The sequence below is a fragment of the Mycolicibacterium helvum genome, from assembly GCF_010731895.1.
In the GTDB taxonomy this organism is placed as follows: domain Bacteria; phylum Actinomycetota; class Actinomycetes; order Mycobacteriales; family Mycobacteriaceae; genus Mycobacterium; species Mycobacterium helvum.
Map to the genome: position 1 here is coordinate 1,394,868 of NZ_AP022596.1, position 26,881 is coordinate 1,421,748.

The following is a 26,881-nucleotide window of genomic DNA, read 5'->3' on the forward strand; positions in this document are numbered from 1 at the left end:
AGCCAGGACTTTTCGGCATGTCCAACGGAGTCGCGGGCGGGCGGATCATGGGCGGCCAGTCCGCGGGGACCGACGCCGCTACGGGGCGGTTGCAGGTCCTCCTTGGCAACCGAAACTTCGTTACGTAACGTCGGTACGAAAATAGGCGCTGCGACGAAGGAGCATCCATGAGTGGATCGGTCAGCTACCGCAAGGACGACGCGATCGCCGTCCTCACGATGGACGACGGCAAGGTCAACGTGCTGAGTCCGGCCTTGTTGGCCGAGATCAACGAAAACCTGGACCGCGCCATCGCCGAGGATGCCGGTGCGGTGGTGATCGCCGGCAACGAGCGGGTGTTCAGCGGTGGCTTCGACCTGAAGGTCTTCCGCTCCGGTGATATCCAGGCCTCCATCGACATGCTGCGGGGTGGGTTCAATCTGTCCCACCGGCTGCTGTCGTTCCCGAAGCCCGTCGTCGCGGCGATCACCGGCCACGCGATCGCCATGGGGTCGTTCCTGGCCTGCAGCACCGACCATCGAATTTGTGGTCCCACCTACAACTTTCAGGCCAACGAAGTGGCGATCGGAATGGTGCTGCCCTACCCCGCACTGGAGATCATGCGGCTTCGGCTCACCCCCTCGGCTTATCAGCAGGCGGTTGGGCTGGCCAAGAATTTCCTCGGCGATACCGCGCTGGCCGGCGGCTGGGTGGACGAGATCGTCCTGAACGACATGGTGCTCTCGCGTGCCGAAGAAGCTGCCCGCGAGTTGGCCACTCTCAACGCCAGCGCGCACCTGGCCTGCAAGATGCGTGCCCGCCAGGCCACCCTGGACGCCATGCGAGCCGGTATCGACGACATCGGCTCCGAGTTCGGGCTGTCCTAGTCCGTGCCCAGGGTCAAGCAGCGCACTCCCGAGCTGCGCGACCGCGTGGTCGACGTGGCAGTGAGCACGCTGTGCGAAGACGGCATGTCCGGCTTCACCACCCGGCGGGTGGCCGAACGTGCCGGCACGTCGGTGCCCGCGGTCTACGAGCTGTTCTCCGACAAAGACGGGCTGCTGCGGGCGGTGTTCTTCGAGGGGTTCCGCCGACTGGGCGCTGAGCTCGTCGCAACTGCCGAGACCACAGATGCACTGGCCGACCTGCGGGCGGTGATCCCGGTGTTCCGCCGGTTCTGCCTGGACTATCCACCCCTGGCTCGGGTGATGTTCAGCCGGCCGTTCCAGGACCTGGACCCCGATCCCGATCAACTGGCGGCAGCGCCGACGGTGCGGGAGATCCTCGTCGGCAAGGTGCAGCGCTGCATCGACGCCGGTTTACTCTGCGGGGATCCGGTCGACATCGCCCACGTATTGCTGGCTCTGGCACAGGGTTTGGCGGTGCAGGAAGCCGGGCGGTGGCTGGGCACGTCGGCGGATTCGGTGAACCGGCGCTGGGATGTCGGGGTGCAAGCGGTGCTTGCCGGCTTCCGCGCCTGAGTGCTCAGGACTTCTTGCTCGGGATCACGATGATGACGATGAGCGTCAGGATCGAAAAGAACAGGCCGAGAATGCCCCAGCCGAACGGATTTCGCCCTTTGGCACCGGCAATGACGGCACAGACGACCGCGGCGATGATGCTGCCAATGGCTACGAAAATGCCCTTGATGCCGCGCAGGATGAACCCTGCGGCCTCGATGTTGTCGCTGGCCGCCAGCACGACGCTGTGCAACATTGCTGCCTCCTTGGTCGGGGTCCGCGTCTGGTTTCCCGTTCCGGGCGCAAACTAACCACCCCGTCAGCTCAGGCTTGCCCACACCCATCGGTCAATCCGGTCGGCCACGGCCTCCCAGCCGCGCTCGAGCATCATGTTGTGGCCCATACCGGGAAACATCACCGGCTCGGTGCGATACGCCCGTGCGGTCGCGGCGACTTCACCAGGGGTGAAGAACCCGTCCAGTTCGGCGCCGAGCACCAGCACCGGGGCGGTGACCAGCTTGGGCCGGGCAAGGTGGCGGTAGAGCAGATCTCGGTACAGCACCCGGGCACTCTCTGGCCCCAGCCGCGATGTGCAGGCTTCGACGATCTCGTCAGGCGTGGCGGAATGGTAGAAGGTGGCGCGTGAAACACCTGGTGCGGCAAAGAAATCCAGCGGCCGACTGAACGACCGGGTGCGCATCGACTGGCGCCAGTGCCGGCGGGCGACCCGCACCGTCGCGGGAGCGATGCCGGTCGGGGGTGCCGAGGCGACCAGCACAGCGGCGGGTGCGGCGTGCACGGCCAGGTACTTCTGCACCACGAAGCCGCCCATCGAGTGTCCGATCACCACCGGCGGCACCGGCAAACGATCAGCGACCGTACTCACGTCGCGGACGTAGTCGAAGACGCTGCACTCGTTGATCGGCGCCGGCGACGAGCTGCCGCCGTGGCCGCGCAGGTTCAGCGCCAGCGCGTGGTAGCCGCGGTCGGCGAAGTAGTCCAGAAAATGGTCGTCCCAGCACCATGCCCCGTGAAAGGCGCCGTGCACGAACAACAGCGGTGTGGCGTGGGCGGCCGTGGCCCCGCCCTTGTCGATCACCTCCAACACAGCGGCTCACCCTATCCGTGGCGTTGTCGTTTGGTGGGCGAACGCGGCGGTAACCCTCGTTGATGATCTGGCTTTCGAGGCCAGCCGGCACATGCTGAACACGTGGTCTCAGCTAGCGGCCACGTAATCCCATCCGGACCGGGTGCCCGGGTACCGTGCGGCCCATGGGACGCGTCGAGGGCAAGGTCGCCCTGATCACCGGTGCCGCGCGCGGGATGGGCGCTTCCCATGCCCGGTTGCTGGCCAGCGAAGGCGCCTTGGTGGTTCTCGCCGACGTCGTCGACGAGGAGGGTGCGGCCACGGCCGCTGCGATCGGCGATGCCGCACGCTACATCCACCTCGACGTCTCGGACCCTGACGACTGGTCAGCGGCGGTCGCGCTGACTCTGCGCGAGTTCGGCACCCTCACTGTCCTGGTGAACAATGCCGGCATCGTCTACCGGCGCACGTTGAAGAACCTCGAACCCGAACGTTGGCAGCGGGTTATCGACGTCAACCTCACCGGCACCATGCTCGGCATCAAATCGGTGATCGAGCCGATGACCGATGCGGGCGGCGGCTCGATCATCAATATGTCGTCGATCCAGGCCATGCGCGGCACACCGGGAAACCACGGCTACGTCGCATCCAAGTGGGCCATCCGCGGGCTGACCAAATCGGCCGCACTTGAACTGGCCGCCAGCAACATTCGGGTGAACTCACTGCACCCGGGGATGATCCGCACACCGATGACCGCCCACATGCCCGACGATCTGGTGGCCGCACCGATGGGGCGCCTCGGTGAGCCCCACGAGGTATCGACATTCGTGCTGTTCCTGGCCAGCGACGAGTCGTCTTATGCCACCGGGTCGGAGTTCGTGATGGACGGCGGCTTGATCACCGACGTACCGCATCGCCTGCCGTAGCCGGACTATCCCCACTCGAACGGGCGATCCAGCGCGATGGTCCGTTCCGCCTTGGGATACCACCCCTGCGGCGCATGCTGGCTGGTGTGCAGATAGCACTGCACCCGCACCTCGGGACTACCGGGGGTGAACGTCAGCAATCGACTGATCGGCAGTGTGGTACGCGGCATGTGGTGGCGGCTCAACGACGCGACATTCAAAAACCACGTGCCCCAGCGGCGCTCGATGTGAGTCTTGCCGCCATGGGAGTCATCGGGATTGGTGTGCGTGTGCCCGGCGAGCCACATCTGCACCCGGCCGGGCCGAGCGACCAGGAAGTCTTCGAACGCGGCCGAATCCGGCTTGCTGCCAACCCAGTACAAGTATGACGCGCCTTGGGGTGTGCCTTTACCGAAGGGCCGATGGTAGTGCTCCTCCCACTCCCCTGCCGCATTCTTGCGCACCCCCTCCCATTCGCCGGATGCCACCGTGGTGTTCTTCAGCACGTAGTGATGCACCGCGATGACGATGGCATCCGGGTTGTCGTCGACCATCGCGGTGAACCAGTCGAACGTCTCAGCGCTGACGACCCCGCCGGGGTTACCGCCGAGCGTGCCTCGCCCGACGGTCTGGGTGGGCTCATTGCGGTCGCTCATCATCAGGAACAACAGGTTGCCGACCCGGAACGAGTAGCGCTCCCAGGTGCCCTCGACGCCGTACCGTCGTGCGGCGGGGTCGACACCGGAAAACTCGGTGTGCTCGCCGAGCGGATCGATCCACTTCTGCCACCACCAGGCCTCTGACTCGGAGAGGCCGCTGCGATCGTGATTCCCGCTCACGCTGTAGACGTCCTCACGACGGTGGGTTCGCAGCGCCGCGAATTGCTTTCGCACCTCTTGGCCCTCAGTATCGTCGGGCAGGCTGTGGTGGGCGCCGGACATGTCACCGACGTCGATGGCGATATCCCAGTCGAACGAGGGGCCACCCTCTGCGCCGCCGAACTCCGATTGCGAGATCGCCTCGGCGAGGCTGCTTCGGCCGAACTGCTTGTCGGTGCCGACGTGCGCGTCGCCGAATGCCCAGAGGCGAAACGCAGTCGACGTGTCCGTTGCCGTCACGAATCGAACTCCTTTGTCGTTATTACGAATGCGCCGCGTCCACCAGACCCCAGCGACGCCGAATCACCCTGTCCAGCGCGGTGAACAGGGCGTCGATGACGATCCCCAGGATGAGGATGACGATCATGATCGCGATCGCCGCGGGCATATCGGTCAGGTTCTGGGCGTTCTCCAGCAGTACACCGATCGAGGCGGTGTTGGTGACGATCACCACCAACTCACCCGACATCAGGCTGCGCCAGGCGAATGCCCAACCCTGCTTGAGTCCCGCGACGAACATCGGCAACGAGGCCGGCAGGATCAGATGCCGGTAAAGCGCGATTCCACGCAGACCCATGCTCTTGGCGGATCGCAACAGTAGCGGCGGGATGTGGTCAGAACCGGCGATGACGCCGGTCGCGATCGCCGGCGCCGTGCCGATCACGATGACGAACAGAATCGCCGATGTGGTGATCCCGAAGAAGATGATGGCAAACGGGAACCACGCTATTGCCGGCATGGTTTGCAGACCGGTGATGATCGGGCCGAACGCCGCACGCAGCAATCGATTCCGCGACACCGCAACACCGAGCGCGGTCCCGATCAACAGAGCCAGCCCAAACCCGGCCAGGGCTCTGCCCATCGTGGTCCAGATGGCCTGCCACAACACCGGGTGTTGGGCCTGAATCCACAACTCGGTCAACACGGTGGCCGGGCTGGGCAGGATGAAGGACGGCTTCCAGCCGCTGAGGTACACCAGCTGCCACGCCACAAGGACCGTCGCGATGCCGAGGAGCGGTGCCCACACGGATCGCCCGGCGCGAGACGAGCTGCGTGCCGGACGCTGCCTCGGCCGCCGCAGGAGCTCAGTGCCTACCATCGCCACCCTCCACCGCATAAAGTCGATCGGTGATGACCGCAGCCAACTCGGCCACCTGGGTCGAGTTGGACCTGCGCGGCCGCTCGGCCGGAACGGGCACCTCTGCAATGACGCGCCCGGGTCTGCTGCTCAGCACTACCACCCGATCCCCCAGCCGCACAGCCTCATTGACGTTGTGCGTCACGAACAGGACGGTGAGACCACATTCGGCGGCGATCCGTTCGAGTTCGGTGTGCAGATGATCGCGAGTGATCGCGTCGAGCGCGCCGAACGGTTCATCCATCAACAAGGTGTCGGCATCCTGAGCCAGTGCCCGAGCCAGCGCCACCCGCTGGCGCATGCCGCCGGAAAGCTGATGCGGACGGGCATCGGCGAACTCGCTGAGTCGGACCGTCTGTAGCAGCTCGGCAACCCGCTCGCGGCGTTGCCGCTTGGGCACGCCGCGAGCCCGAAGCGGCACTTCGATGTTCCGTGCCGCTGTCAGCCAGGGGAACAGCGCCGGCTCCTGAAACATCAGCGCCGGCCTACGGGTACCGCTGTGCACCTCGCCCGAAGAGGCCTCGTCCAGGCCGGCGACCAAGGACAAAAGTGTGCTCTTGCCGCAACCTGATGCGCCCACGATGCAGACGAATTCACCGACGGCCGCCGTCAGGGAGATGCCCTCGAGTGCCGTCACGACCGATCGGCCTTGCCGGAAACTCTTCGATACCTCGGTCAGACGGACCGCGACCTCAGCCTGCGCGTTCGATTCGGTCAACGTCGTGCACGCGACGGTGGTCATGCATCGACCTGTGGCTTACCGGACCCCTTCAGAATGTCGTTCAGCAAGTGCAGGTCGAAAATGCCGTCGAGGCTGAGCGGATCGAGGAGTCCCACCGAAACCGCCTTGTGCACTTGATCGTTCAGCGACGCGGCACCAGGGTCATTGGTGAACGTCGTTTCCTGGAACGACGCGCTCAGCACGTCGGGCTCCAGCCCCTTACCGAGCGCGCCGGCCAGGGCCGCATTCGCCGCCTGCGCGGCCGCATCGGGATTCTCGTGAATGAAATCGTTGGCCTCGACCTGCCCCTTCAACAAGCCACTCACCACGTCGGGGTGAGCCTGCAGGAATTCCTGCCGCACCACCAGAATGGTGATCGTGCCGGGGTCCGACCACAGCGGTACGCCGCCGGCCTTCACCAACTGGACGTCATAGGGCGCTGACTCGATCGCGCCGTCGATCTGATTGGCGGTAAAAGCCGGGATGATCGCCGACTCCGGCTTGGTGGGTTTGATGAAGACGTCACCGCCACCCTGCGGGTTGGTCTGTAGACCGTTCTCCTTGAGCCAGCTGCGCAGACTCACGTCCTGTGTCCCGCCCAGTGCCGGGTCGGCGAGAGTCTTGCCCCGCAGATCCTGCGCATTCTGGATGCCTGGCTTCACGACGAGAGTCGTTCCACCAGAGGCAGATCCGGAGACGATCTTGATGGCCGTCCCATTCGACTTCTGCCACGCGTTGAACGCCGGGTTGGGCCCAACGTAGGCCGCGTCGAGCTGGCCGGCTAACAACGCGGTCGCCTCCTCGGTGCCCTGGCCGAACGCCTTGGCGTCCAGGGTGACGTCGGGGCCCAGGTTCTTGGCGAACAACCCCTTGTCGATGCCGACCAGGGCCGAGGCATGGGTGACGCGGGTCAGGTAACCCAGGCGCAACGTGACCTTCTGGGCGGAATTGGTCGACGGGGTGGACTGTCCGCATCCGGACAGGGTGGCGGCGAGCACGACGAGTGCCAGCGCCGCCCGAGAAATGAACATGCGCCGAGGCATGGCGTCTCCTTGGGGGTCAACAAGTCTGAAAGGCGTCACGGCAGGTAGAAGCCGGAGTGAAACGGTGGTGGCAGTGCAGGATCAGGGCGTCAGCGGGCGGTCAGGTGCGCGCCGGACATGCCGCGGCAATGACACGCTGCAGATCGATGTGCAGCCGCCGGGTGAGATGACATCGCAGAGCGGGTGTCATCCCAGTTCCCGATCTGCCCGACAGACGAACAGCGGGCTGGTCCAGATCTGATGGCCGTCGGCCTGGCGGGCGCGCAGATAGACCGCGCTGTCGGCGTCGGGCAAGTCGAGCAGCAGGCGGCCGTTCGCGTTGACGGGCAGACCCGCCGGCTCGGCGATACGTTCCACCCGCATTGTCAAGTTCAGACCACCGACGGCGATATCGTGGTGCCCTTTTCGGATCAGGTCTTCGCCGCTGATGGTCAGCGCCGCATCGAGGTTGTCCTCGATCACCGTGGTGAACAGATCCAGCCGGGCCTGCGCCAACGTCGAAAGGCGCAGCACCACACCGATATCGCTGCCGTAGGTGGCGGTGTTCCAGGTAAGACCGTCGCCTGCGGCGTCGAAGCGCTGCTCGGGATGCAACGCCGCCCAGGGCGTCACGTCCTCAACCTCGGCTCCGGTCACCCGCACGCGTCCGGTCCAGGTCGCCCAGCGGTAGCGATCGCGATGGCGAGCCCCGCCCCAACGAATCCGGACCAGGTTGTCGGCCAGCCCGATCTCGGCCTGAAAGTCGCGCCGCCACAGCCGCCCACTGGTGTCGCGGATTTCGAGCTCTTCCCAGCCGGTGGTGCCGTAGAGGGCATAGTCGACCGCTAATTCGTCTGCCTCAGCAGTGAATTCGTCGCCCATCCAATGGTCGCCGGAACGCAAGAGCGCAACCGAGCGTGACCCTGTCGTTGCCCACGTTCGCCGGCTTCGCAGCGCACGGCCGACGTCGCCTCTGGTCAGTTCGGTGGCCAGTACCCCGGTGAGTCCGCCGTGCCCGCCGAAGATGTTCGCACCCGGGCTGCCGCCGCCCGGGCGGCCGCGGTGCTCGTCGCTGGCGGCGCTGGCGCCCAGCCGAAGGCCCCGGGACAGTGCGTCCTCGAAGAACCAGGGGCTGGATCCCCATGTCGAGTGCACCTCGATCAGGCGCTCCAGATCGGGGTGGTGCCAATCCAGAACGGCCCGCCGCCCGCCTACGTGCGGGATCAGCAGATAGGACTCGGGGTCGTGGTCGTAGGCAGCGTAGAGCCGAGTGATCGGCCATGCTTGCGGCACAATGTCTTTGCTCGCCATGCCCTGATGCCATTCCAGGGATCGCGCTAACGTGGTGTCCTCGCCGAGGAACACCACGTTGTGGTCGCCACCCACCCCGGCGGTGCCGCACCACTCCACGCCGGGGTAGCAGACGAACCGGCCGTCGTCGGTCGCCTCGCGGCAGGCGGAGACCACATCGGCCCACGCCTCGTCGGTGATCTGGAAGTCGTTGGCGGTATAGCCCAGCACGTCCAGCGCACCCACATCCCGGCCGAACCGCAAGTTCCAGTCGGTGTTCTGCGTGCCGACCGTATCGTTCGAATGTACGTGGAGGTCACTGAAAAATGCTCGTGGTGAGGGGAATTCGTCGATGACGTCCAGATGGCAGGTGTCGGCCAGCCGTCCGCCACCCTCGATGTCGGCGACCACGTTGATGGTGGCCGATTCGGCGGGAACCGACAGCGTGGTGGCGGCCCAGCCCGTCGTGGGCGTCCCGGCACGTGCCACCGTCACGCCGGCGACGGACGCGTGAAGACGCGCCTTGACGTCGCGGCAGACGTTGCCCCACCGATCCTGAAGGTGGGCCCGCAGTGCCGCGGCGGATGCGTCGGCACGAACGAGCCGCGGGCCGTGCGCGACGAGGCGCTCGGGGTCGCCGGGGACGACCGCGAGCCGGCATGACCCGGCGTGTGCCATTCGCGACGTGCCCAGTGGGTCGATGAAGAGGTGAACTTCGAACTCGTCCTCGACGAACGTCTGTACGCGGGTGCCCGGCCCGCCGAATGTGCGGTCGCCGAGCCGTATTTCGATGACGTCACCGGGCCGCAGATACCCGTCGACAGCATGGATGAGCAACGACTTCTGGAAGGGCCGCTCGCCGCCTTTGACGTCATAGCGGATAGCGAGACGCTGCACCGTAGCCGTGCCCTGCTCGGACGCACCGCCGGCTCGTGACCGGTGCAGCAGCCGTGCGGTGGCATAGTCGCGCCCGTGTGGGTCCGTTGTCTGCAGGTCCCAGTCCGAGTAATAGCGGAAGCACAGCTTGAGCCAGCCGCTGTCGGCGATGCCCGAGCGCCCCACGGTATAGGTGAAGACCAGCTCTTCGGTCGATCCCGCGACGACGGCGTCGGTGTCGCAGGACAACTGGCCCAGGAACGGGATCGCATCGAGCTCACGGTTGACCCGCTCGGCGACAACCGGATCCGAGCAGTCGTTGCCCTGAGCCGGAGACTGCGGGCGCACCGAGACACGCGCCAGGGGCGCGTCGAGGGAAACCGGGACGGACACGTCGCCAATTCTCACCTCACCTGCACCTACCAGTCCAGTTCATAGATATGATGCGATTAATCATCGAAAGTGATCTCTCATCCATGAACCTTCAGCAGTTGCGCTACGTCGTGGCCCTGGCCGAGACCCAGAGCTTCACCAAGGCCGCCGAGAGCGCCTTCGTCGTCCAGTCGGCTTTGAGTCAGCAGATCCGCAAGCTCGAAGACGAACTCGGCGTCTCGTTGTTCGAACGCACCACGCGATCGGTGTCGTTGACACCGGCCGGTGAGGCCTTGCTGCCGGTGGTCCATCAGGTACTGGCCGGGGTCGACAAGATCATGGTCGACGCCCAGGCACTCAGCGGCACCATCGGTGGCCGGTTGACCGTCGGGATGATGGAAGTGCCCACCGAGAGCCTGGACGTCGCCGCCCTCATGGCGACCTTCCATGCGCGCTACCCCGATGTCAGCGTGACCCTGCGCAGCGGCGGCAGCGATCTGCTGATCGACGCAATCCGCGACCGCAAGCTCGACGTCGCGATCGTCGGCTCGAACGTATCGGGCGCCGGGGATCGGCTCACCCACACCGAGTTGTTCAGTGAGCCACTCGTTGCCGTACTGCCAGCCGCTCACCCGCTTGCCGCCAAGTCGTCGCTGGCGCTCGCCCAACTGGCCGACCTTCCGTTCATCGACTTCCCACCCGGGTACGGCCTTCGTCACGAGACCGACCGGGGATTCACCGGCGTGCCGAGGCGAGTCGCATTCGAAGTCACCCGGGTCGACGAGGTGATCCAGTTCGTCCGAAAAGATCTCGGCGTCGCGTTGTTGCCCGAATCGGTGGCCACCTCCCGTGCGGGCGGCGATCCGAGACTGGCGCTACGTCAGGTGGTAGGCGCCAATCTGCATCGACAGGTCAATCTGGTCGCGCCTAAGAGTACGGTTCGCTCCGCAGCCTGCCAGGCCTTCGTCCGGTGCGTGGAAGACCATGTCAAGCGCACCGACCGGTAGCAATCTGTCGGCCCAGCTTTCCGCTCAAGACGATCAGAACTACGTCCATTGACTCAGGAGTGGCGCAATACCCGCCGAATCAGCAGTATCGGCTGGTCCGGCACCCTTCCAACCGGCGCAATGCCACCGGCCGGCAGTCGTGCACGGCGCACCCGGCTGGCGACCGTATACAGCGGCTTTACCGTGTCTGGCGGGAGATGTTCGTCAGGCAGGAGGGTGCGATGGCCGACGCCGAACCGGTGCCGATCCGCCGGGCACGGGCCGATCAGGCTCGACTGGTCGCCGATGTCCTGCGCCAGCAAATACATGTTGGCGGCTATCCGCAAGGCCTACCGACCGAGGCCGAACTGTCGGCCGAGTTCGGGGTGTCGCGCAACGCCATTCGTGAGGCGCTGACCACGCTGAAAGACGAAGGGCTCATCGACCGCGGCCCCAAAGTCGGTACCCAGGTTGCGATCCGCAAATACGACCACGGCCTGGATGCGCTCGTCGGGTTGAAAGAGACGTTCAAGAGCTACGGCGAGGTCCGCAACGAAGTGCGCGCGGCGATGTTGGTGGCCGCACCACCGGCAGTCGCACGCCGCCTCGATCTGCCGCCGGGCGCGCAGGTGTTGTTCATCGAACGGCTGCGATTTCTCGGCGATCTTCCGCTCAGTTTGGACAAGACCTACCTGGCACCCGACATCGGAGCCGACATCCTCGGACGCCCGTTGGAGACCAACGACATTTTCGCGCTGCTCGAAGAGGTGACCGGCCGACGCCTGGGATCGGCAAGCCTGGCCGTGGAGGCGGTTCCGGCCGACGCGCACTCGGCCGCCATCCTGCAGGTGCCAGAGGGTGCGGCGGTGTTGTTGTTGGAGCGACTGACCCACCTCGACGACGGCAGGCCCGTCGACCTGGAGTACATCCGCATGCGCGGGGACCGAATCACACTGCGCGGCAATCTCATCAGGGAGCTTTCATGACTTTGATCAATCAACGGGCCGACGTCCCGGTCACCATCGATGAGTCGCTGTGCATCGACGGGTGCACGCTCTGCGTGGACATCTGCCCGCTGGACTCGTTGGCCATCAACCCCGACAACGGCAAGGCCTACATGCATGTCGACGAGTGTTGGTACTGCGGTCCATGCGCAGCCCGCTGTCCCACCGGTGCCGTCACCGTCAACATGCCCTATCTCATCCGCTGAAACGCCCTGATTCCCGGAGCCATTCATGAAACACCGCTTTGCGGTCGCGCTGGCGGCTGCCCTCGTCACGGTCACCGCCGGCTGCTCACTGGACTCAAAACCACAAGCGGCCGGCGAGGTCAACGTCGTCATCGGATACCAGTCCAAAACCATCAATACCGTCACCGCGGGTGCCTTGTTGAAGGCTAAGGGCTTCCTGGAGAAGCGCCTCGACGACATCACCAAACGGACGAACGTCAAGTACACAGTGCAGTGGCAGGATTACGACACCGGCGCCCCGATCACCGCACAGATGCTGGCCGAGAAGATCGACATCGGGTCGATGGGCGATTACCCGCTGTTGATCAACGGCTCCAAGACCCAAGCCAACGAACGCGCCAAGACCGAGCTGGTGTCAGTCACCGGCTACAACGCCAAGGGCGCGCTGAATATGGTTGTGGTCAATCCGAATTCGACCGCTCAAAGCCTGAACGATCTGCGTGGGCAGAAAGTGTCGGCGTCTGTCGGCTCGGCCGGGCACGGCACCCTCGTCCGGGCACTTGCCAAGGCCGGTATCGACCCGAAAACCGGGGTGGAGGTGCTCAACCAGCAGCCGCAGATTGGTGCATCGGCCCTGGAATCCGGTCAGGTGCAGGCGCTTGCGCAGTTCGTCGCTTGGCCTGGCCTGCTGGCCTTCCAGAACAAAGCGCGACTGCTGTTCGACGGCGCCGAACTGAACGTACCGACCTTCCACGGCGTGGTCGTTCGGCGCGACTACGCCGGCCAGCATCCCGAGGTGCTCGACGCATTCCTGCAGGCCCAGCTGGATGCCACCGACTTCCTGCATGAGAAGCCACTGGAAGCCGCGCAGCTGGTCGCCCAAGGAAGTGGATTACCGCAGGAGGTGGTGTACCTCTACAACGGGCCCGGCGGCGCGGTGTCATTCGATACCACGATCAAACCGTCACTGGTCGATGCACTGAAAAGCGATGTGCCGTACCTGAAGTCGATCGGCGACTTCGCTGATCTCAACATCGGCCGGTTCGTCAATGCCGACCCGCTACGCAAGGCGTTCGCCGAGCGGAACCTCGACTACAACAAGGCCGTTGCCCTCACCACCAACCCGCTACCGGTCAGCGGTCAGGACCCGGTGTGCAATGTTGCGGTCACCGACCCCGCGCTGGCCGGTGAACTGTGGATCGACGGGCAGGCCGCCACACAGCCCGCGGCCAACCCCAGCTGCCTGTTGCGGGCGCTTCGCGAGGCCAGCGCCAAGGGCCAGAGGGTGATTGCGGCCTATATTCCCGACACCGAGTTGGGCACCCGATGGTTCGCCGACCGTTCGGTATGGGTGCAATCCCCCGCCGCCGGCAACGCCTACTTGCCGTTCGACACCGATGCCGGCGCTCAGCGTTATATCGCCGCCCATCCCGGCGCCGCAGTCGTGGACTATCAGGCGGCCCTCGCGGGTGCGGTGTGACCACCGAACCCGCGGTGCTTGCCGGTCCCGTCACCGTCAGCGGTGGCATCAGCGCCGCGCCGACGGGCGGCCCGATTCGGCACCGACCGTGGCGGTCGTGGGCCGTGCGGATCGCATCGGTTACCGCCGCGGTCGGGCTGTGGCAGCTCCTGACCGCCAACCACGTCCGGTTCTGGTTGCGCTTCGACACGCTGCCGACAGTGACCGAGATCGTCAACACCTTCACTAAACGGGTTGCCGTGCAGGAGTACTGGCTGGACCTCGGACAGTCGCTGATCAGGATCCTGACCGGCTTCGCGCTCGCTGCGGTGGTCGGAGTGGTGACCGGCATTCTGCTGGGGCGCTCCAACGCATTCGCCAACGTTTTCGGGCCGCTCACCGAACTCGCCCGCCCCATCCCGGCGATCGCGATCGTCCCGGTGGCGATACTGCTGTTCCCCAGCGACGAGGCAGGGATCGTCTTCATCACCTTCCTGGCCGCGTTCTTTCCGATCATGGTGAGCACCCGGCATGCGGTGCGGGCCCTGCCGACGATCTGGGAGGAGTCGGTGCGCACCCTCGGTGGCAGCCGCTGGGACGTGTTGGTCCGGGTGGTGCTACCCGGCATCCTGCCCGGCGTCTTCGGCGGGTTGTCAGTCGGCATCGGTGTGGCGTGGATCTGCGTCATCTCCGCCGAGATGATCTCCGGGCGCCTGGGCGTCGGGTACCGAACCTGGCAGGCCTATACCGTGCTGGCCTATCCCGAGGTGTTCGTCGGCATCATCACCATCGGCATCCTCGGCTTCACCACCTCCGCGGCCGTTGAGGTGCTCGGTCGCCGGGTCACCCGGTGGCTGCCCCGCGGCGAGGAGAAGACGCGATGACGCTCACCGCCCCGGTCACGGGGATGGTGTTGCAGCTCAACAACCTTGTGCTCAGCTATGGCGGCTCACCGGTGATCAACCGCCTCGACCTGAATGTGCGTCCCAGCGAGATCCTGGTCCTGACCGGACCGTCCGGGTGTGGCAAGTCCACCGTACTGCGGGCACTGGCCGGGCTTCTTCGACCGGACGCCGGCGAGATACTCGCCGACCGGGTGCCCGTGCGCACCACCTCCCGCGAGCGGGCATTGGTGTTCCAGGACAACGCTTTGCTGCCCTGGCGCACCGTGCAAGCCAATGTCGAACTGGCTCTCAAGCTGGCCGGCGTTCCACGCGCCGGGCGCCGCGAGGAGGCGCTGCGCTGGATCGCTGACGTCGGATTGGCCGGCTTCGAGCGTTACCTGCCCAAGAGCCTGTCCGGCGGTATGCGGCAGCGGGTGCAGCTCGCGCGTGGCCTTGCCGGCGCACCACGGGCGGTCATGATGGACGAACCGTTCGGAGCGTTGGACACCCAGACCAGGGCCAGCATGCAGCGGCTGCTGATCGACACCTGGCGCGCACACCCGACCACCGTCGTCTTCGTGACCCACGACGTCGACGAGGCACTGCTCATCGGCGACCGCATCGCTGTGCTCGGGCGAGCGGGTCAGCCGCTGCGCGCCCTGCTCGACGTTCCCACCCCACGCGATGCCTTCGCCGACCGCAGTGCGTTGCGCTCAGAAGTCATTGCCGCACTGGATACTCCGGAGTTCCCCTGATGCAGATTCCTGATCTGGCCGACACCACCCGCCTGGACTGTGACGTCCTCGTCATCGGCGGCGGCACTGCCGGCACGATGGCGGCGTTGACGGCCGCCGAGAACGGCGCCAGGGTGCTGCTGTTGGAGAAGGCGCACGTCCGTCATTCCGGTGCGCTGGCGATGGGGATGGACGGCGTCAACAATGCCGTCATCCCGGGCAAGGCCGAGCCCGAGGACTACGTCGCCGAGATCACCCGCGCCAACGACGGAATCGTCAACCAGCGCACCATCTACCAGACCGCGACCCGCGGCTTTGCGATGGTGCAGCGACTCGAGCGCTACGGCGTGAAGTTCGAGAAGGACGAGCACGGCGAGTACGCGGTACGCCGCGTGCACCGATCCGGGTCCTACGTCTTGCCGATGCCCGAAGGTAAGGACGTCAAGAAGGCGCTCTACCGGGTGTTGAGGCAGAAGTCCATGCGCGAGCGGATCCGCATCGAGAACAGGTTGATGCCGGTGCGGGTGCTCACCGCGAACGGCCGGGCGGTGGGGGCCGCGGCGCTGAACTCCCGCACCGGCGAGTTCGTCGCCGTCGCCGCCAAGGCGGTGATCCTGGCGACCGGAGCCTGTGGCCGGCTCGGCCTGCCGGCATCGGGTTATCTGTATGGCACATACGAGAATCCGACCAATGCCGGTGACGGCTATGCGATGGCCTATCACGCCGGAGCCGAGCTGTCCGGCATCGAGTGCTTCCAAATCAATCCGCTCATCAAGGACTACAACGGCCCGGCGTGTGCCTACGTCGCCAATCCGTTCGGGGGCTACCAGGTCAACGCCAACGGCGACCGGTTCGTCGACTCCGACTACTGGTCCGGTCAGATGATGGCCGAGGTCAAACGGGAGGTCGAATCCGCCCGCGGACCGATCTATCTCAAGGTCAGTCACTTGCCGGACGAGACGCTGACGGCGTTGGAGAACATCCTGCACACCACGGAGCGGCCGACTCGCGGCACCTTCCACGCCAATCGTGGGCACGACTATCGAACACACGATATCGAGATGCACATCTCCGAGATCGGTTTGTGCAGCGGCCATTCCGCATCCGGGGTGTGGGTCGACGAGCATGCCCGCACCACTGTCCCCGGCCTGTACGCCGCCGGGGACCTGGCGTGCGTTCCGCACAACTACATGATCGGGGCTTTCGTCTACGGCGATCTCGCCGGCGAGCACGCCGCCGACACCCTCGCCGCTCTCGAAGCGCCGAAAGAGCTTCCCGCCGAACAGATCCGCGCGGCGTATGAGCTGGCCTACCGGCCATTGCAGCATCCCGATGGGCCGCCGCAACCGCAGGTGGAGTACAAGCTGCGGCGTTTCGTCAACGACTATGTGGCGCCGCCGAAGACGGCGACGAAGCTGGCGATCGCCGTCGACACCTTCGAGCGGATGCAGGACGAGATCGAGCAGATCGGCGCCCGGACGCCGCACGAGTTGATGCGGGCGGTAGAGGTGTCCTTCATCCGGGACTGCGCGGAGATGGCCGCCAGGTCCTCGCTGACCCGGACCGAATCCCGGTGGGGGCTGTATCACGATCGCTCTGACATACCCGATCGTGACGACGTGAACTGGCGCTATCACTTGAATCTCCGTAAGGGCCCGGACGGGTCGATGGAGTTCTTCAAGCGGCCGGTCGCCGAGTATTTCGTCCCGGTGCCTGGCCTCGACGATTTGCCCACCGGCGGAACACAAGCCATCCCGGTCGCCCAGCCGACGATCGTCCGCGACCGGCAGTCGGCGCCGGCGCCGGCGGCCGCGGTGGCCGGACCGCCCGTGCAGCCGCCGTCACCGCGCATCGCCGCGGTGTTGGCGCTGGAATCGCCCGCACTGGAGGACCTCGCCGAGTTCCTGACTGACCCCGACGCGGCCGTGCGGCGCACCGCCGTCGTGGCGCTCACCGAACACCTCTGCGACGGCTATGCCGACGCGCTGTATGCCGCACTGGACGATGCCGACAGTGGTGTGCGCCGGGCCGCCGCCGACGGGGTGCGCGAGCTCGTCGAGGTAGTGCCCAATCCGATTGCCGGGCAACCACTGTTGTCGTCGACGGACCCGCTGGTGCGCAGTGCGGCGTTGTACCTGCTCAGTTTCCGGCGCGTCGGCGATGTTGGCAGATTCCGCGCCGCGCTCGCCGACCCCGACCACCGGGTACGGATCGAGGCGGTGCGCGCGCTGGTGTCCGTCGACGATGCCGACGGGGTGGCATCGGCCGCTGACGACGAGAACCGGGAGGTGCGGATCGCCGTCGCCAACGGATTGGGCACCTTGGCGAGCGGCCCCAACGCGGTCCGGGCACTGATCGGCGACCGCGATCCCCTGGTCCGCGCTGCCGCCCTGGCGGCGCTGGGTGAGATCGGTGACGGCGACACCGATCTGGCGCTCATCGAGCGAGCCTTGGGCGACACGGCGTGGCAGATCCGGGTGGGGGCCGTTCGCGCGTTGTCCGGCACAGGCGAGGCGGCGGTGGCGTTGCTGTCCCGCGCATTGATCGACCCACACCTCGACGTGCGCAAGGCGGCCGTGCTGGGGTTGACCCGGTGGGTCTCACAACCAGCGGCCCACGATGCGCTGCTGGGGGCGTTGGACGATACCGACGCCGACGTCCGCGCGTATGCCCGGCAGGCGCTGGCCCGACGTGCCGAGTTCGCCGGCCTGGTGGACTAGGGCCAAACACACATCGGCGGGGACCATGCGGTCCCCGCCGATCTTGTGTCAGGTCTACGGGTCAGAAGCCCATGTGGTGATCGGCCTGGTTGTGCGACGTGAGGTCGGTGCTCGCCTGGGTGTGCGAGGCCGAGCTGTCGTGGCTGGTGTCGTACAGCGAGTGACTCGAGTAGTCCGTGCTCGCGTGCGCTGACTGGTCGTCCACCGAGTGATCCGGCGTCGCGGCGGCCGCCGCGTGGCTCGACGAGTCGATCGCCGCGTGCTGGTCGACTGTGGCCGAGTCGTGCGTGGTGCCGACCGAGCTTGTGCCCCCGGCGTTCGCGCTGCCCTGTGAGGTGGTGATCACCGAGCCGCCGTTGGACCCGGAACTCACCGAACCGCCTGCGGCAGTGGAGCCACCGGTGTGGATGACGCTGCCCTGCGACGGACTGACCGCCGAACCCTGTGTTGTCGTCGACGCGGTGGTGCTCGCTCCGGTATTGACCGCACCGTGGCCGCCGAGGGCCGCGGAGTCGTGGCCGAGGATGTCGGCCTGACCGCCGAAGCTGTTCTGGAAGGAGCTGTTTCCGCCGGCCGTCACATGATCAGCCGATGCCCCACCGCTCGCCGAACCCGCCGCCTGGACGGAGTTGTGGAGATTCAGGTTCGCCGCATCGTGGTTGAGGAAGCTGGTGTTGCCTCCGCCGGATGCACTGGCCCCACCGTGGATGCCGGTGCCGCCGACGATGCTGGTGCCGCCGGCCATCCCGGTGTGGCCGCCCGCATTGGCCTCCACAGCCGAGGCCGCCTCGGCGTTGGTGTGCCCGCCAACCGATCCGCCGGCGTTGGCGTTGGCGTTTCCACCAAACACGCCGCCGAGGTTGGTCTGCCCACCGAACGCCCCACCGAGGTTGGTCTGGCCGCCAAACCCGCCACCGAGGTTGCTCTGGCCACCGAGCGCCGCACCATCGTCGTGCAGGAAGCTCACGGCCGCCGTGTTGCTCGCGGCCGCCTGCGCACTGGCGGTCACCCCGCCGAGCGGGCTGGCCAGCGACGCCGCCGTCGTGCTGCCCACCGCGGTGTTGCCGGCCGCGGTGAGGCCGCCGCCACCCAGGCCGATCGCTCCGCCGCCTCCGGCTGCGGTTTGGTTGCCGATACTGGCCCCACCGAGCGGGCTGTTGAAACCGACGTTGGACGTGCTGTTGAAGTTCGCGTTTTCCTGCGCGCCCAGGCCAGTTCCGACGTTGGCCGCGCCGCCGCCACCAGCAGTTGCCGAGCCGCTGAGCGCGGCGCGCCGTTCGGCGTCGACTTCGTTGGTGTCGACGGCACGAGCCCGGTCGTTCACATGCGCGCCTGCACCGAACTGGCTGCCGCCGCCGGCCGCGAAACCGCTACCCGCGTTGGCGCCGCCCGCAAACTGGCCGCCACCCTGCGCGCCGAAACCGCTGTGCCCGTTGACGTTGGAGCCGCCGCCGAAGCCGGTGCCCACACCAATCCCGCTGTGGCCACCCACTTCTGCGTTGCCACCAAGCTCGGCGCCGAACCCGGAGTTGAATCCGCCACCGAGCTCGGCACCACCGCCGGCACCGAGACCGGTGCCAAAGCCGGTGCCCAGACCAACCCCAGTCTGACCACCCAGCTCAGCGCCGGCGCCCACTTCGGCACCCGCGTTGAAACCCAAGCCCATCTCGGCACCGAAGCCGGTCTCGAATCCACCGCCGAGCCCAGCGCCACCGCCGGCACCAATGCCAGTGCCGATCCCGGTGCCCAAGCCGGTGCCGAGGCCTACTCCACTCTGGCCACCCAGCTCAGCGCCGCCGCCGAGCTCAGCACCCATTCCGGCGTGGAAGCCCGCCTGCATCTCGACGCTCATCCCAGCCTGGAAGCCGGCGCCCATCTCGGCACCCAGCCCCGACTGAAAGCCGCCGCCAAGCCCGGTACCGAGGCCGACTCCGGACCCCAGGCCGATTCCACTCTCGCCGCCCAGGCCGGCGCCGCCGCCGAGCTCAGCACCGAGTCCGGCGCCGATGCTCTCGCCCAGGCCAACGCCGATGCCGTTGCCCACTGCGGCAGCCAGGCTCGAACCACCGTCGACGCCGAGATCCAATGCCTGGTCGCTGACCACGCCAGCGGCCGCAGCCGGGGCCGCAAGGAGATTCGGCGCAACGCCTTCCGCCGGCGCGAAGCCGTACTGGTTGGAGAGCGCCTGCGCCAGACCGGAGACCGGGTCCCCGCCGACGAGTTCGAGTCCTGGAACGGCCGAGGCCGCGACGGACTGGATTTGCTCAGGGCTGACCCCGGCCAGTCCCGCGTTCTGCAGCGCAGCGTTGGGATCCGCGACGTAGTTCTGCGCGGCGGATTCGTTGTTGAACAGGTCAAGGATGAATTGGAGCAGGTTGTCCATTGGAGTTCCTTCCGGTGATTACTCATCACGGTATGAAGATCACGCGCACCCCGAAATGGGGCCCGGTCCCCTACCCGATACAGGTAGTACCGGGATATCCCAGCAATCCCCATTAGGGGATTAGGGGATCGCTAGGGCGTGCACCGCGCGTCTTGCAGAACACCAGCAATAGGATCGGTATCGATACTGTTCACAGGGCCAAACATGAGCAACCGCAAATTGTGAACTGATTCACAACTGTTACCGGTAAATTGACATGCAGGTAATTATCAGCAAATCGCCCGAGGCCTTACTTTGCACGTCGGACGGCATTCCGGGGCCAGCCCGGGAACGCCGCGGACCCACTCGTTGGGCCGGAGCCAGCGCGTGAAAGGACCCGCTACGCGGTGTGGCGATGCGCGTGGTCGGGATGGTCTGCCAACCAGCGCCGCTCGACCCGCATCACCCGTTGGTGCTCGGCCATGATCAGCAGTGCACCCACGATCAATAGGCCTGCGGCCACCGAGCCCAACATCATCAACAGCTCGTGGTGGTTGTACGCAAGCGCCGCGACGATGCCGGCCAGGCCCACCACACCCAGAGCAATGAAGAACAGTCCGGGGAGCCACAGCGTGTCGATGAACGACTCACCGGCGTGCGGTTGCGTTGTTCGGGAATGATCCACCGGGTCGCGATATGCACCCTTCATCGCGTCTCCCTTCCCTTCAGAGACGCTTCCCAGGCTACGCCTGTTGTGAGCCAGATCACAGCGGGCCGGAGCTCAGGGCTTGGGGGTGAGTGCGCTGCCCTTCAGCCATTCGCCCCACGGCAGGGTCCAGTCACCGTTCTGCCAGATCTTCAGTCCTGGCCCTCCGGTGTTCTTGACCTCGACCACGTCACCGGGCTGCGAGAAGTCGTAGAACCACGACGCGTTCTCGCTGTTGAGGTTCAGACAGCCGTGCGAGACGTTGGTATTGCCCTGAGCCCAGGTCGTCGCGTTGAGCTGATGAAGATAGATGCCGTCGGTGCTGATCCTGGTGGCGTAGGGGATCTTCAGCTTGTAGCCCATCGAGGAATCCACCGGCAGTCCGTATGTCGACGAATCCATGGTCACCGATTCGGCCTTGTCGATCACCGTGTACACCCCAGGCGGTGTCCAGAACGAAAAGTCCCGTCCCGCGATGGTTTCGTAACCGCCCTTGCCCATCGACGTGGGCATGGCCCGAACCAGCTTGCCGTTGTCGAACACGCTGACCGTCTTGGTGGTGTCGTCGGCGATAGAGACGTGCGCATCGCCAATCGTGAAGGTGGACTTGGCATTTTCGTTGCCGTAAAGCCCGTCGCCGAGCCGCAGTCCGAAGATATTGGCGGCCACGGAAACCGTCGTGCCCGGCGCGTAGTACTTCGCCGGTCGCCAGTGCGCGGTCTTGTCATCCACCCAGTACCACGATCCCTGCACCGGCGGGTTGGTGGTCACCACCAGGTTGCGTTCGGCGGTGGCCTTGTCGATGATCCGCTCGTCGAACCGGGCCGCGATGATTGTGCCGATGCCATAACGCATGTCCTGGTGGATCGGCAGACCGCCGGGCGTCTCGAGGTAGACCTGGGTGAGGTTGTCCGGTGTCGCAGTCGTGAAGGTGGTAGTCCGCGCCAGCGGCACACCGCTGGCTCCTTGGCTGGCGACCTGCATCGTGTAGGTGCGCCCGTACTTGAGCGGCACGGTCGGCTGCCACGACGTCCCGTCCGGCGAGAGCGCCCCGGCCAGGGTGTTGCCGTACTCATCGACCAGCGAGACGTTGGTCAGGCTGCCGCCGACAACCTGGGCGGACACCCGGCTCAGCGGGTTCAGATCGGACGAGCCGTTCGCCGGTGCGATGCCCAGCAGTGGCGGCTTCGGCGGCGCGGGCGGCAACTGTACCTCCGCGGTGGCGGTGGCCGTTTTGCAACCGTCGCGGCAGCCGGGCAGTCCGGCGACGTCACTGCCCAGGACGCCAAGGAGCAACACCCCCACAACCAGGCAGGCCGTGCGCGCACGACGGGAAAAGACCACCTAAATCACTCCACGACTAGTCGACGATGAGTTGCCGGCGTCACCATTGACGCCTGAGATCATAGACGGCCGGGGGGCCGTCTCGTCACTGGAAGAAGACCGGCGCGGCCGCCACCAGCAGCAAACTTCCAATCATTAGCGGAAATTAACTTTCCCGGCGACATCTCAGTGCAGCGCACTGCCTTTGAGCCACTCGGCCCACGGCAGCGTCCAGTCGCCGTTGTCTGTCAGCTTCAGCGGCGGGCCGCCGGTGTTGCGGACCTCGACGACGTCACCGGGCACGGAGAAGTCGTAGAACCACGCCGCGTTCTCGCTACTGAGGTTCAGACACCCGTGTGAGGTGTCGGTGTTGCCCTGCGCCCACACGGTCGCGTTCAGCTGGTGCAGGTAGATGCCGTCGGGGCTGATACGGGTGGCATAAGGGATGGTCTCGCGGTAGCCCAGTCGTGAGTTGATGGGCAGGCCATAGGTGGACGAGTCCATGATCACCGGATTGGCCTTGTCCATCACTGTGTAGACGCCGGGCGGCGTCCAGAACGTCAGCGTCTGGCCGTCGATCGTCTCCGAGCCACCCCGGCCCATCGAGGTCGGCATGGTGCGCACCAACGTGCCGTTGTCGAACACGCTGACCTGCTTGGTGTTGTCGTCGGCGATGGAGACGTGCGCGTCTGCGATGGTGAAAGTCGCCGTGGAGTCCTCTTCGCCGTAGAGCCCCTCACCAAGCGGAACACCGTAGACATCGGCGTGCACTGTCACCGAAGTTCCTGGGGCGTAGTACTTTTCCGGGCGCCAATGGGCATTCTGGTCGTCGACCCAGTACCACGCTCCGCGCACCGGCGGGTTGGTGGTGACCGAGAGGCGTTTCTCGGCGGCCGCCCGGTCAGCGATGGGCTCGTCAAAGTGCGCGACGACGACGGTGCCGATTCCGAACCGGCCGCCATCCAGCGGATGCCCGCCCGGTGTCGTCAGGTACACCTCGCTCTGGTCGCTGGGCACGAGGGTCTGGAAGGTCGACGACATCGTGGAAGGGATGCCGCCGGGGCCTCGGGCTTCGACCGTCAACGTGTAAGCGCGTCCGTAGCCCAGCGCCACGGTCGGCTTCCAGGTCTTGAAGTCGGGGGTGACGACGCCCGGCACGGGCTTGTCGGCGTCGTTGACCATCGTGACGTGGGTGAGCATGCCGCTCGTGGCCACGACGGTGATCCCGCCGAGCGGGTCGACGTCGGTGGCACCGTCGGCGGGCGTGAGCGTGACGGCGGCTGGGTCCCTCGAGGGCGCCGGCCGTGGGTCACGCGCGGCGGCCTCGGTGCGGCAATTCTCAGGGCAACGCGGAGCCGTGGAGATGACGACACCGCCGAGCACAGCCAGCACCGCCAGAACGATGCCGAGGCACGCCCCTTGGGCACGACGACTAAAGCTCAACTGTTACTCCATGACTAAAAGGTCGGCCACTGTTGCCGGGATACCGATGATCAATCGGGCCCTTGAAGCATAGACGTACCGACTCCGCGCCGCGTTCTGGCAAAGGCGCGTGCCGCGTCACAACATGGACAAGACTCGAGCACATGACCGAACCCGGTGCTGCCCGTGTCGCGGTGTATCTCGACTTCGACAACATCGTCATCTCCCGCTACGACCAGGTCAACGGCCGCAACTCTTTTCAGCGCGAGAAGGCCAAGGGACTTGAGGCGGCGAAGCTCGCCCGCGCTCGTGTCGACGTGGGCGCGATCCTGGACTTCGCCTCGTCGTTCGGCACGGTGGTGCTCACCCGGGCATACGCCGACTGGTCTGCCGACGTGAACGCTGAATACCGCGAACAACTGGTGGGCCGGGCGGTGGATCTGGTGCAGCTGTTCCCCGCGGCGGCCTACGGCAAGAACGCCGCCGACATCCGGCTGGCCGTCGACGCCGTCGAGGACATGTTCCGGCTGCCCGACCTCACCCATGTGGTGATCGTGGCCGGCGACTCCGACTACATTCCGCTCGCGCAGCGCTGCAAGCGCCTGGGCCGCTACGTCGTGGGCATCGGGGTGGCTGGGTCGTCGAGCCGGTCCCTGGCGGCGGCCTGCGACGAGTTCGTTATCTACGACTCCCTGCCCGGCGTGCCGGTGGCCGAACCGGCCACCGCCGAGGAACCGGCGACGCGGACCAAACGCACGAAATCCGCCGAAGCCGAGGCGCCCGACCCGCAGGCCGCGGCCACCGCGCTGCTGAAGCGGGCACTGCAGATCGGCCTGGACAAGGACGACGTCGACTGGCTGCACAATTCGGCGGTCAAGGCGCAGATGAAGCGGATGGACCCGTCGTTTTCGGAGAAGGCGTTGGGCTTCAAGTCGTTCAGTGACTTCCTGCGCTCGCGCACCGATGTCGTGGAACTCGACGAGAGCTCCACCACCCGGATGGTCAAGCTGCGTTAGCGGCGGGCACCAGCGCAGCGACTGGACCGCCGCCGTCGCCCAAAGACTCGTCCAGTGTCCACAGGTCGGCCAGAATCGATTGGCCGGAAAGACGTTTCACGAAGATCCGCAGTCAGTCACCGATCTCGCGATCACACCGCAGGCGTATCCGCCGTTGGCGCCCCCCGGGCCAGCAGCCACGCCTGGCCGTCACCTTCGCCCGCGGCAACCGCCCGCAGACCCGCGAACGCGACGTCGAGTTCCCCCGCCGCGGCACGGAAAAACCCCGGCCGCGCACCGACCTCGCTCAGCACACTGATCGCCAGCAATCCGCTCGGCCTCAACCGGTTCACGATCGCCGGGTACAGCTGTGGGTCGCGAAATCGATGACACAGGATCACGTCGACCGGTGGCCCCGGCGGCAGGCCGTCGTCGAGATCGGCGACGGAGAATCGGCATCGGTCGCTGACCCCGTGACGATGCGCCAACTCGTGCGCCTGTTCGATCGCGACGGCCGATACGTCGACACCCCACACGGTCAGGCCGCGCTCGGCCAGCCAGACTGATGCCGAACCGGCCCCGCAGGCCAGATCCAGCGCATGTCCGGCGACCGGGATCTCGGCCACGTACTGCGCAAACACCTGGGGCAAGCCGGGTGGGCCGCTGACCCTGCCTGCGTATTCCCGGTCCCAGCGGACGCGATCGGTGTCGGCCACGTCACCACGCTAGACGTGAAACAAGGCACGGATGTACTGCTATGCTGGGTCCAACGTTGGCGTCGCTAATGCGTCGCCAGCACGTCGTGGAACACCTTCACTTCACCGGCACTTCCGGAATTCCGGAAACCGAGTTCAGCTGATTGTGCCTCCAAGCACACAGTCTCGCGGCGATCGATTTTGCCCCCCGGCAATCTCGCCACATATTCAATGCCCGAAAGGCACCATGCAAACCGAATCAACCTTTGCCGACCTTGGCGTGCCCGCACCAGTGGTGCGCGCCCTGTCCGACAAGGGCATTACCCAACCCTTCCCGATCCAGATCTCGACCCTGCCGGACACCTTGGCCGGCCGCGATGTGCTGGGCCGCGGCAAGACCGGCAGCGGCAAGACGCTGGCGTTCGCCATTCCGCTGATCAGCAGGCTGGCCGGCACCACGCGACGTGCGTCACGACCCTCGGGTCTGGTGCTGGCGCCCACCCGCGAGCTGGCCACCCAGATCACCGCGGCGCTGCAGCCGATGGCTGACGCCACCGGCCTTCGGATCACCACCATCTTCGGCGGAGTGCCGCAGAACAAGCAGGTCAGGGCCTTGCAGTCCGGCGTCGACATCGTCGTCGCCTGCCCGGGGCGCCTTGAAGACCTGATGCGCCAGCGCCTGATCACCCTCGACGCCGTCGAGATCACCGTGATCGACGAGGCCGACCACATGGCCGACCTGGGCTTCCTGCCCGGTGTCACCCGGATCCTGGCGGCCACCCCCGCCGGCGGGCAGCGCTTGCTGTTCTCGGCGACGCTGGACAACGGCGTCGACAAGCTGGTCACCCGGTTCCTGCGTAACGAGGTGTCACACGCGGTCGACTCCGACCAGTCGCCGGTGGCCGACATGACCCATCACGTGTTCCACGTGGCCAGCGTCGACGCCAAGAAGCAACTGGTGCACACGTTGGCCTCTGGAACCGGGCGTCGAATCCTGTTCCTGCGCACCAAACATCACGCCCGCAAGCTGGCCAAGCAGCTGACCGAGGCCGGAATCCCGTCAGTTGACTTGCACGGCAACCTTTCTCAGCCGGCACGCGACCGCAACCTGGCGGCATTCTCCGCCGGCACGGCGCGGGTGCTGGTCGCCACCGACATCGCCGCTCGCGGCGTCCACGTCGATGACGTGGAGCTGGTGGTGCACATCGATCCACCCGCCGAGCACAAGGCATACCTGCACCGCTCGGGCCGTACCGCACGCGCGGGCCGGGCCGGCGACGTGGTGACCGTGGTGCTGCCCGAGCAGCGCCGCGATACTCAGGCCTTGCTGCGCAAGGCTGGTATCAACGTTGCGCCCCAACAGGTTTCGGCCGACTCGGCGGAAGTTCACGCCCTGGTCGGTGAGGTCGCTCCTTACCAGCAGCCGGCAGTCGTTCCGGCCGCCGCGCCGCAACGCCGCTCCCCCGCTCAGGGCCGCCCTCCTCGTGGTGGGCAGTCCGGTGGCGGTCAGCGCGGTGGCGGTCAGCGCAGCGGTGGTCAGCGTGGCGGTGGCCAGCGCAGTAGCGGCCAGCACAACGGTAGTCAGCATGGCGGTGGCCAACCCGGCCGTCGTCGCTCCAGCCGGCCGAGCTCGGCGGTTGGCACGAAATAGATTTCGTCCCGGCGATCCCGCCGGAAC

At 66.3% G+C, this 26,881-nt stretch carries 24 protein-coding genes; 12 read left to right on the forward strand and 12 right to left on the reverse strand.

Annotated elements, in window-relative coordinates:
* The first annotated feature begins 167 nt into the window (after positions 1-167).
* Positions 168-866 (forward strand): crotonase/enoyl-CoA hydratase family protein, encoded by a 699-nt coding sequence (locus G6N38_RS06350; RefSeq protein WP_163746748.1) that lies wholly within the window; start codon positions 168-170, stop codon positions 864-866.
* Positions 867-869: 3 nt separating this feature from the next.
* Positions 870-1,460, forward strand: a complete 591-nt coding sequence (locus G6N38_RS06355; protein ID WP_163746749.1) for a TetR/AcrR family transcriptional regulator — start codon at positions 870-872, stop codon at positions 1,458-1,460.
* 4 nt (positions 1,461-1,464) lie between these two features.
* Here the strand turns inward: G6N38_RS06355 and G6N38_RS06360 are convergent, their stop codons facing one another.
* On the reverse strand, positions 1,465-1,695 hold the full coding sequence (locus tag G6N38_RS06360) for a deoxyribodipyrimidine photolyase (RefSeq protein WP_163746750.1): 231 nt from the start codon (positions 1,693-1,695) through the stop codon (positions 1,465-1,467).
* A gap of 63 nt (positions 1,696-1,758) precedes the next feature.
* Complete coding sequence (locus tag G6N38_RS06365) at positions 1,759-2,547, reverse strand: alpha/beta hydrolase (RefSeq protein ID WP_163746751.1); 789 nt, start codon at positions 2,545-2,547, stop codon at positions 1,759-1,761.
* Between the two features lie 164 nt (positions 2,548-2,711).
* On the opposite strand from G6N38_RS06365, the gene G6N38_RS06370 reads away from it, so the two are divergent.
* Positions 2,712-3,452, forward strand: coding sequence for a glucose 1-dehydrogenase (locus tag G6N38_RS06370; protein WP_163746752.1), 741 nt, complete (start codon positions 2,712-2,714; stop codon positions 3,450-3,452).
* Positions 3,453-3,457: 5 nt separating this feature from the next.
* Here G6N38_RS06370 and G6N38_RS06375 read toward each other — a convergent pair whose 3' ends face one another.
* From G6N38_RS06375 to G6N38_RS06395, 5 genes are all read right to left on the reverse strand, one after another.
* On the reverse strand, positions 3,458-4,549 hold the full coding sequence (locus G6N38_RS06375) for a metallophosphoesterase (protein ID WP_163746753.1): 1,092 nt from the start codon (positions 4,547-4,549) through the stop codon (positions 3,458-3,460).
* Positions 4,550-4,571: 22 nt separating this feature from the next.
* Positions 4,572-5,336, reverse strand: coding sequence for an ABC transporter permease (locus tag G6N38_RS06380; RefSeq protein WP_246227744.1), 765 nt, complete (start codon positions 5,334-5,336; stop codon positions 4,572-4,574).
* 58 nt (positions 5,337-5,394) lie between these two features.
* Positions 5,395-6,189, reverse strand: coding sequence for an ABC transporter ATP-binding protein (locus G6N38_RS06385; RefSeq protein WP_163746755.1), 795 nt, complete (start codon positions 6,187-6,189; stop codon positions 5,395-5,397).
* A complete protein-coding gene (locus G6N38_RS06390; protein ID WP_163746756.1) occupies positions 6,186-7,211 on the reverse strand; it encodes an ABC transporter substrate-binding protein in 1,026 nt (341 codons plus the stop codon). Before G6N38_RS06390 ends, G6N38_RS06385 begins: the two co-directional genes overlap by 4 nt.
* A gap of 186 nt (positions 7,212-7,397) precedes the next feature.
* Complete coding sequence (locus tag G6N38_RS06395; protein ID WP_407662947.1) at positions 7,398-9,749, reverse strand: CehA/McbA family metallohydrolase domain-containing protein; 2,352 nt, start codon at positions 9,747-9,749, stop codon at positions 7,398-7,400.
* A gap of 83 nt (positions 9,750-9,832) precedes the next feature.
* Between G6N38_RS06395 and G6N38_RS06400 the strand changes: the two genes are divergently transcribed.
* The 7 genes from G6N38_RS06400 to G6N38_RS06430 all read left to right on the forward strand — a co-directional run bounded on the left by G6N38_RS06400 (position 9,833) and on the right by G6N38_RS06430 (position 17,700).
* Positions 9,833-10,735: a LysR family transcriptional regulator gene (locus G6N38_RS06400; protein WP_163746757.1), complete on the forward strand. Its 903-nt coding sequence runs from the start codon at positions 9,833-9,835 to the stop codon at positions 10,733-10,735.
* A 221-nt stretch (positions 10,736-10,956) separates the two neighbouring features.
* A complete protein-coding gene (locus G6N38_RS06405) occupies positions 10,957-11,700 on the forward strand; it encodes a GntR family transcriptional regulator (RefSeq protein ID WP_163746758.1) in 744 nt (247 codons plus the stop codon).
* Complete coding sequence (locus tag G6N38_RS06410; RefSeq protein ID WP_163746759.1) at positions 11,697-11,924, forward strand: 4Fe-4S dicluster domain-containing protein; 228 nt, start codon at positions 11,697-11,699, stop codon at positions 11,922-11,924. The genes G6N38_RS06405 and G6N38_RS06410 overlap by 4 nt, the downstream gene beginning before the upstream one ends.
* A 25-nt stretch (positions 11,925-11,949) precedes the next feature.
* The gene (locus tag G6N38_RS06415; RefSeq protein WP_163746760.1) at positions 11,950-13,383 is read left to right on the forward strand and encodes an ABC transporter substrate-binding protein; all 1,434 of its coding nucleotides are present in this window, start codon (positions 11,950-11,952) and stop codon (positions 13,381-13,383) included.
* A 47-nt stretch (positions 13,384-13,430) separates the two neighbouring features.
* Entirely contained in the window at positions 13,431-14,246 is an 816-nt protein-coding gene (locus G6N38_RS06420) for an ABC transporter permease (protein ID WP_246227960.1), read from the forward strand.
* A gap of 23 nt (positions 14,247-14,269) precedes the next feature.
* Positions 14,270-15,001 (forward strand): ABC transporter ATP-binding protein, encoded by a 732-nt coding sequence (locus tag G6N38_RS06425; protein ID WP_179968544.1) that lies wholly within the window; start codon positions 14,270-14,272, stop codon positions 14,999-15,001.
* Positions 15,001-17,700 carry a fumarate reductase/succinate dehydrogenase flavoprotein subunit gene (locus G6N38_RS06430; protein ID WP_163746762.1) on the forward strand — a complete coding sequence of 900 codons (2,700 nt, stop codon included), beginning with the start codon at positions 15,001-15,003 and terminating at the stop codon, positions 17,698-17,700. Before G6N38_RS06425 ends, G6N38_RS06430 begins: the two co-directional genes overlap by 1 nt.
* Before the next feature lie 61 nt (positions 17,701-17,761).
* Here G6N38_RS06430 and G6N38_RS06435 read toward each other — a convergent pair whose 3' ends face one another.
* The 4 genes from G6N38_RS06435 to G6N38_RS06450 all read right to left on the reverse strand — a co-directional run bounded on the left by G6N38_RS06435 (position 17,762) and on the right by G6N38_RS06450 (position 23,534).
* Positions 17,762-20,083, reverse strand: coding sequence for an IniB N-terminal domain-containing protein (locus tag G6N38_RS06435; protein WP_163746763.1), 2,322 nt, complete (start codon positions 20,081-20,083; stop codon positions 17,762-17,764).
* Between the two features lie 379 nt (positions 20,084-20,462).
* Positions 20,463-20,771 (reverse strand): protein UsfY, encoded by a 309-nt coding sequence (gene usfY / locus G6N38_RS06440; RefSeq protein WP_163746764.1) that lies wholly within the window; start codon positions 20,769-20,771, stop codon positions 20,463-20,465.
* A gap of 72 nt (positions 20,772-20,843) precedes the next feature.
* Entirely contained in the window at positions 20,844-22,112 is a 1,269-nt protein-coding gene (locus tag G6N38_RS06445; RefSeq protein ID WP_163746765.1) for a L,D-transpeptidase, read from the reverse strand.
* A gap of 165 nt (positions 22,113-22,277) precedes the next feature.
* Positions 22,278-23,534 (reverse strand): L,D-transpeptidase, encoded by a 1,257-nt coding sequence (locus G6N38_RS06450; RefSeq protein WP_163746766.1) that lies wholly within the window; start codon positions 23,532-23,534, stop codon positions 22,278-22,280.
* 143 nt (positions 23,535-23,677) lie between these two features.
* Here G6N38_RS06450 and G6N38_RS06455 point away from each other — a divergent pair, with 143 nt between their 5' ends.
* A complete protein-coding gene (locus G6N38_RS06455) occupies positions 23,678-24,529 on the forward strand; it encodes an NYN domain-containing protein (RefSeq protein WP_163746767.1) in 852 nt (283 codons plus the stop codon).
* A gap of 131 nt (positions 24,530-24,660) precedes the next feature.
* Here the strand turns inward: G6N38_RS06455 and G6N38_RS06460 are convergent, their stop codons facing one another.
* Complete coding sequence (locus G6N38_RS06460) at positions 24,661-25,224, reverse strand: class I SAM-dependent methyltransferase (RefSeq protein WP_163746768.1); 564 nt, start codon at positions 25,222-25,224, stop codon at positions 24,661-24,663.
* Positions 25,225-25,450: 226 nt separating this feature from the next.
* Between G6N38_RS06460 and G6N38_RS06465 the strand changes: the two genes are divergently transcribed.
* Positions 25,451-26,854, forward strand: coding sequence for a DEAD/DEAH box helicase (locus G6N38_RS06465; RefSeq protein ID WP_163746769.1), 1,404 nt, complete (start codon positions 25,451-25,453; stop codon positions 26,852-26,854).
* Positions 26,855-26,881 lie beyond the last annotated feature (27 nt).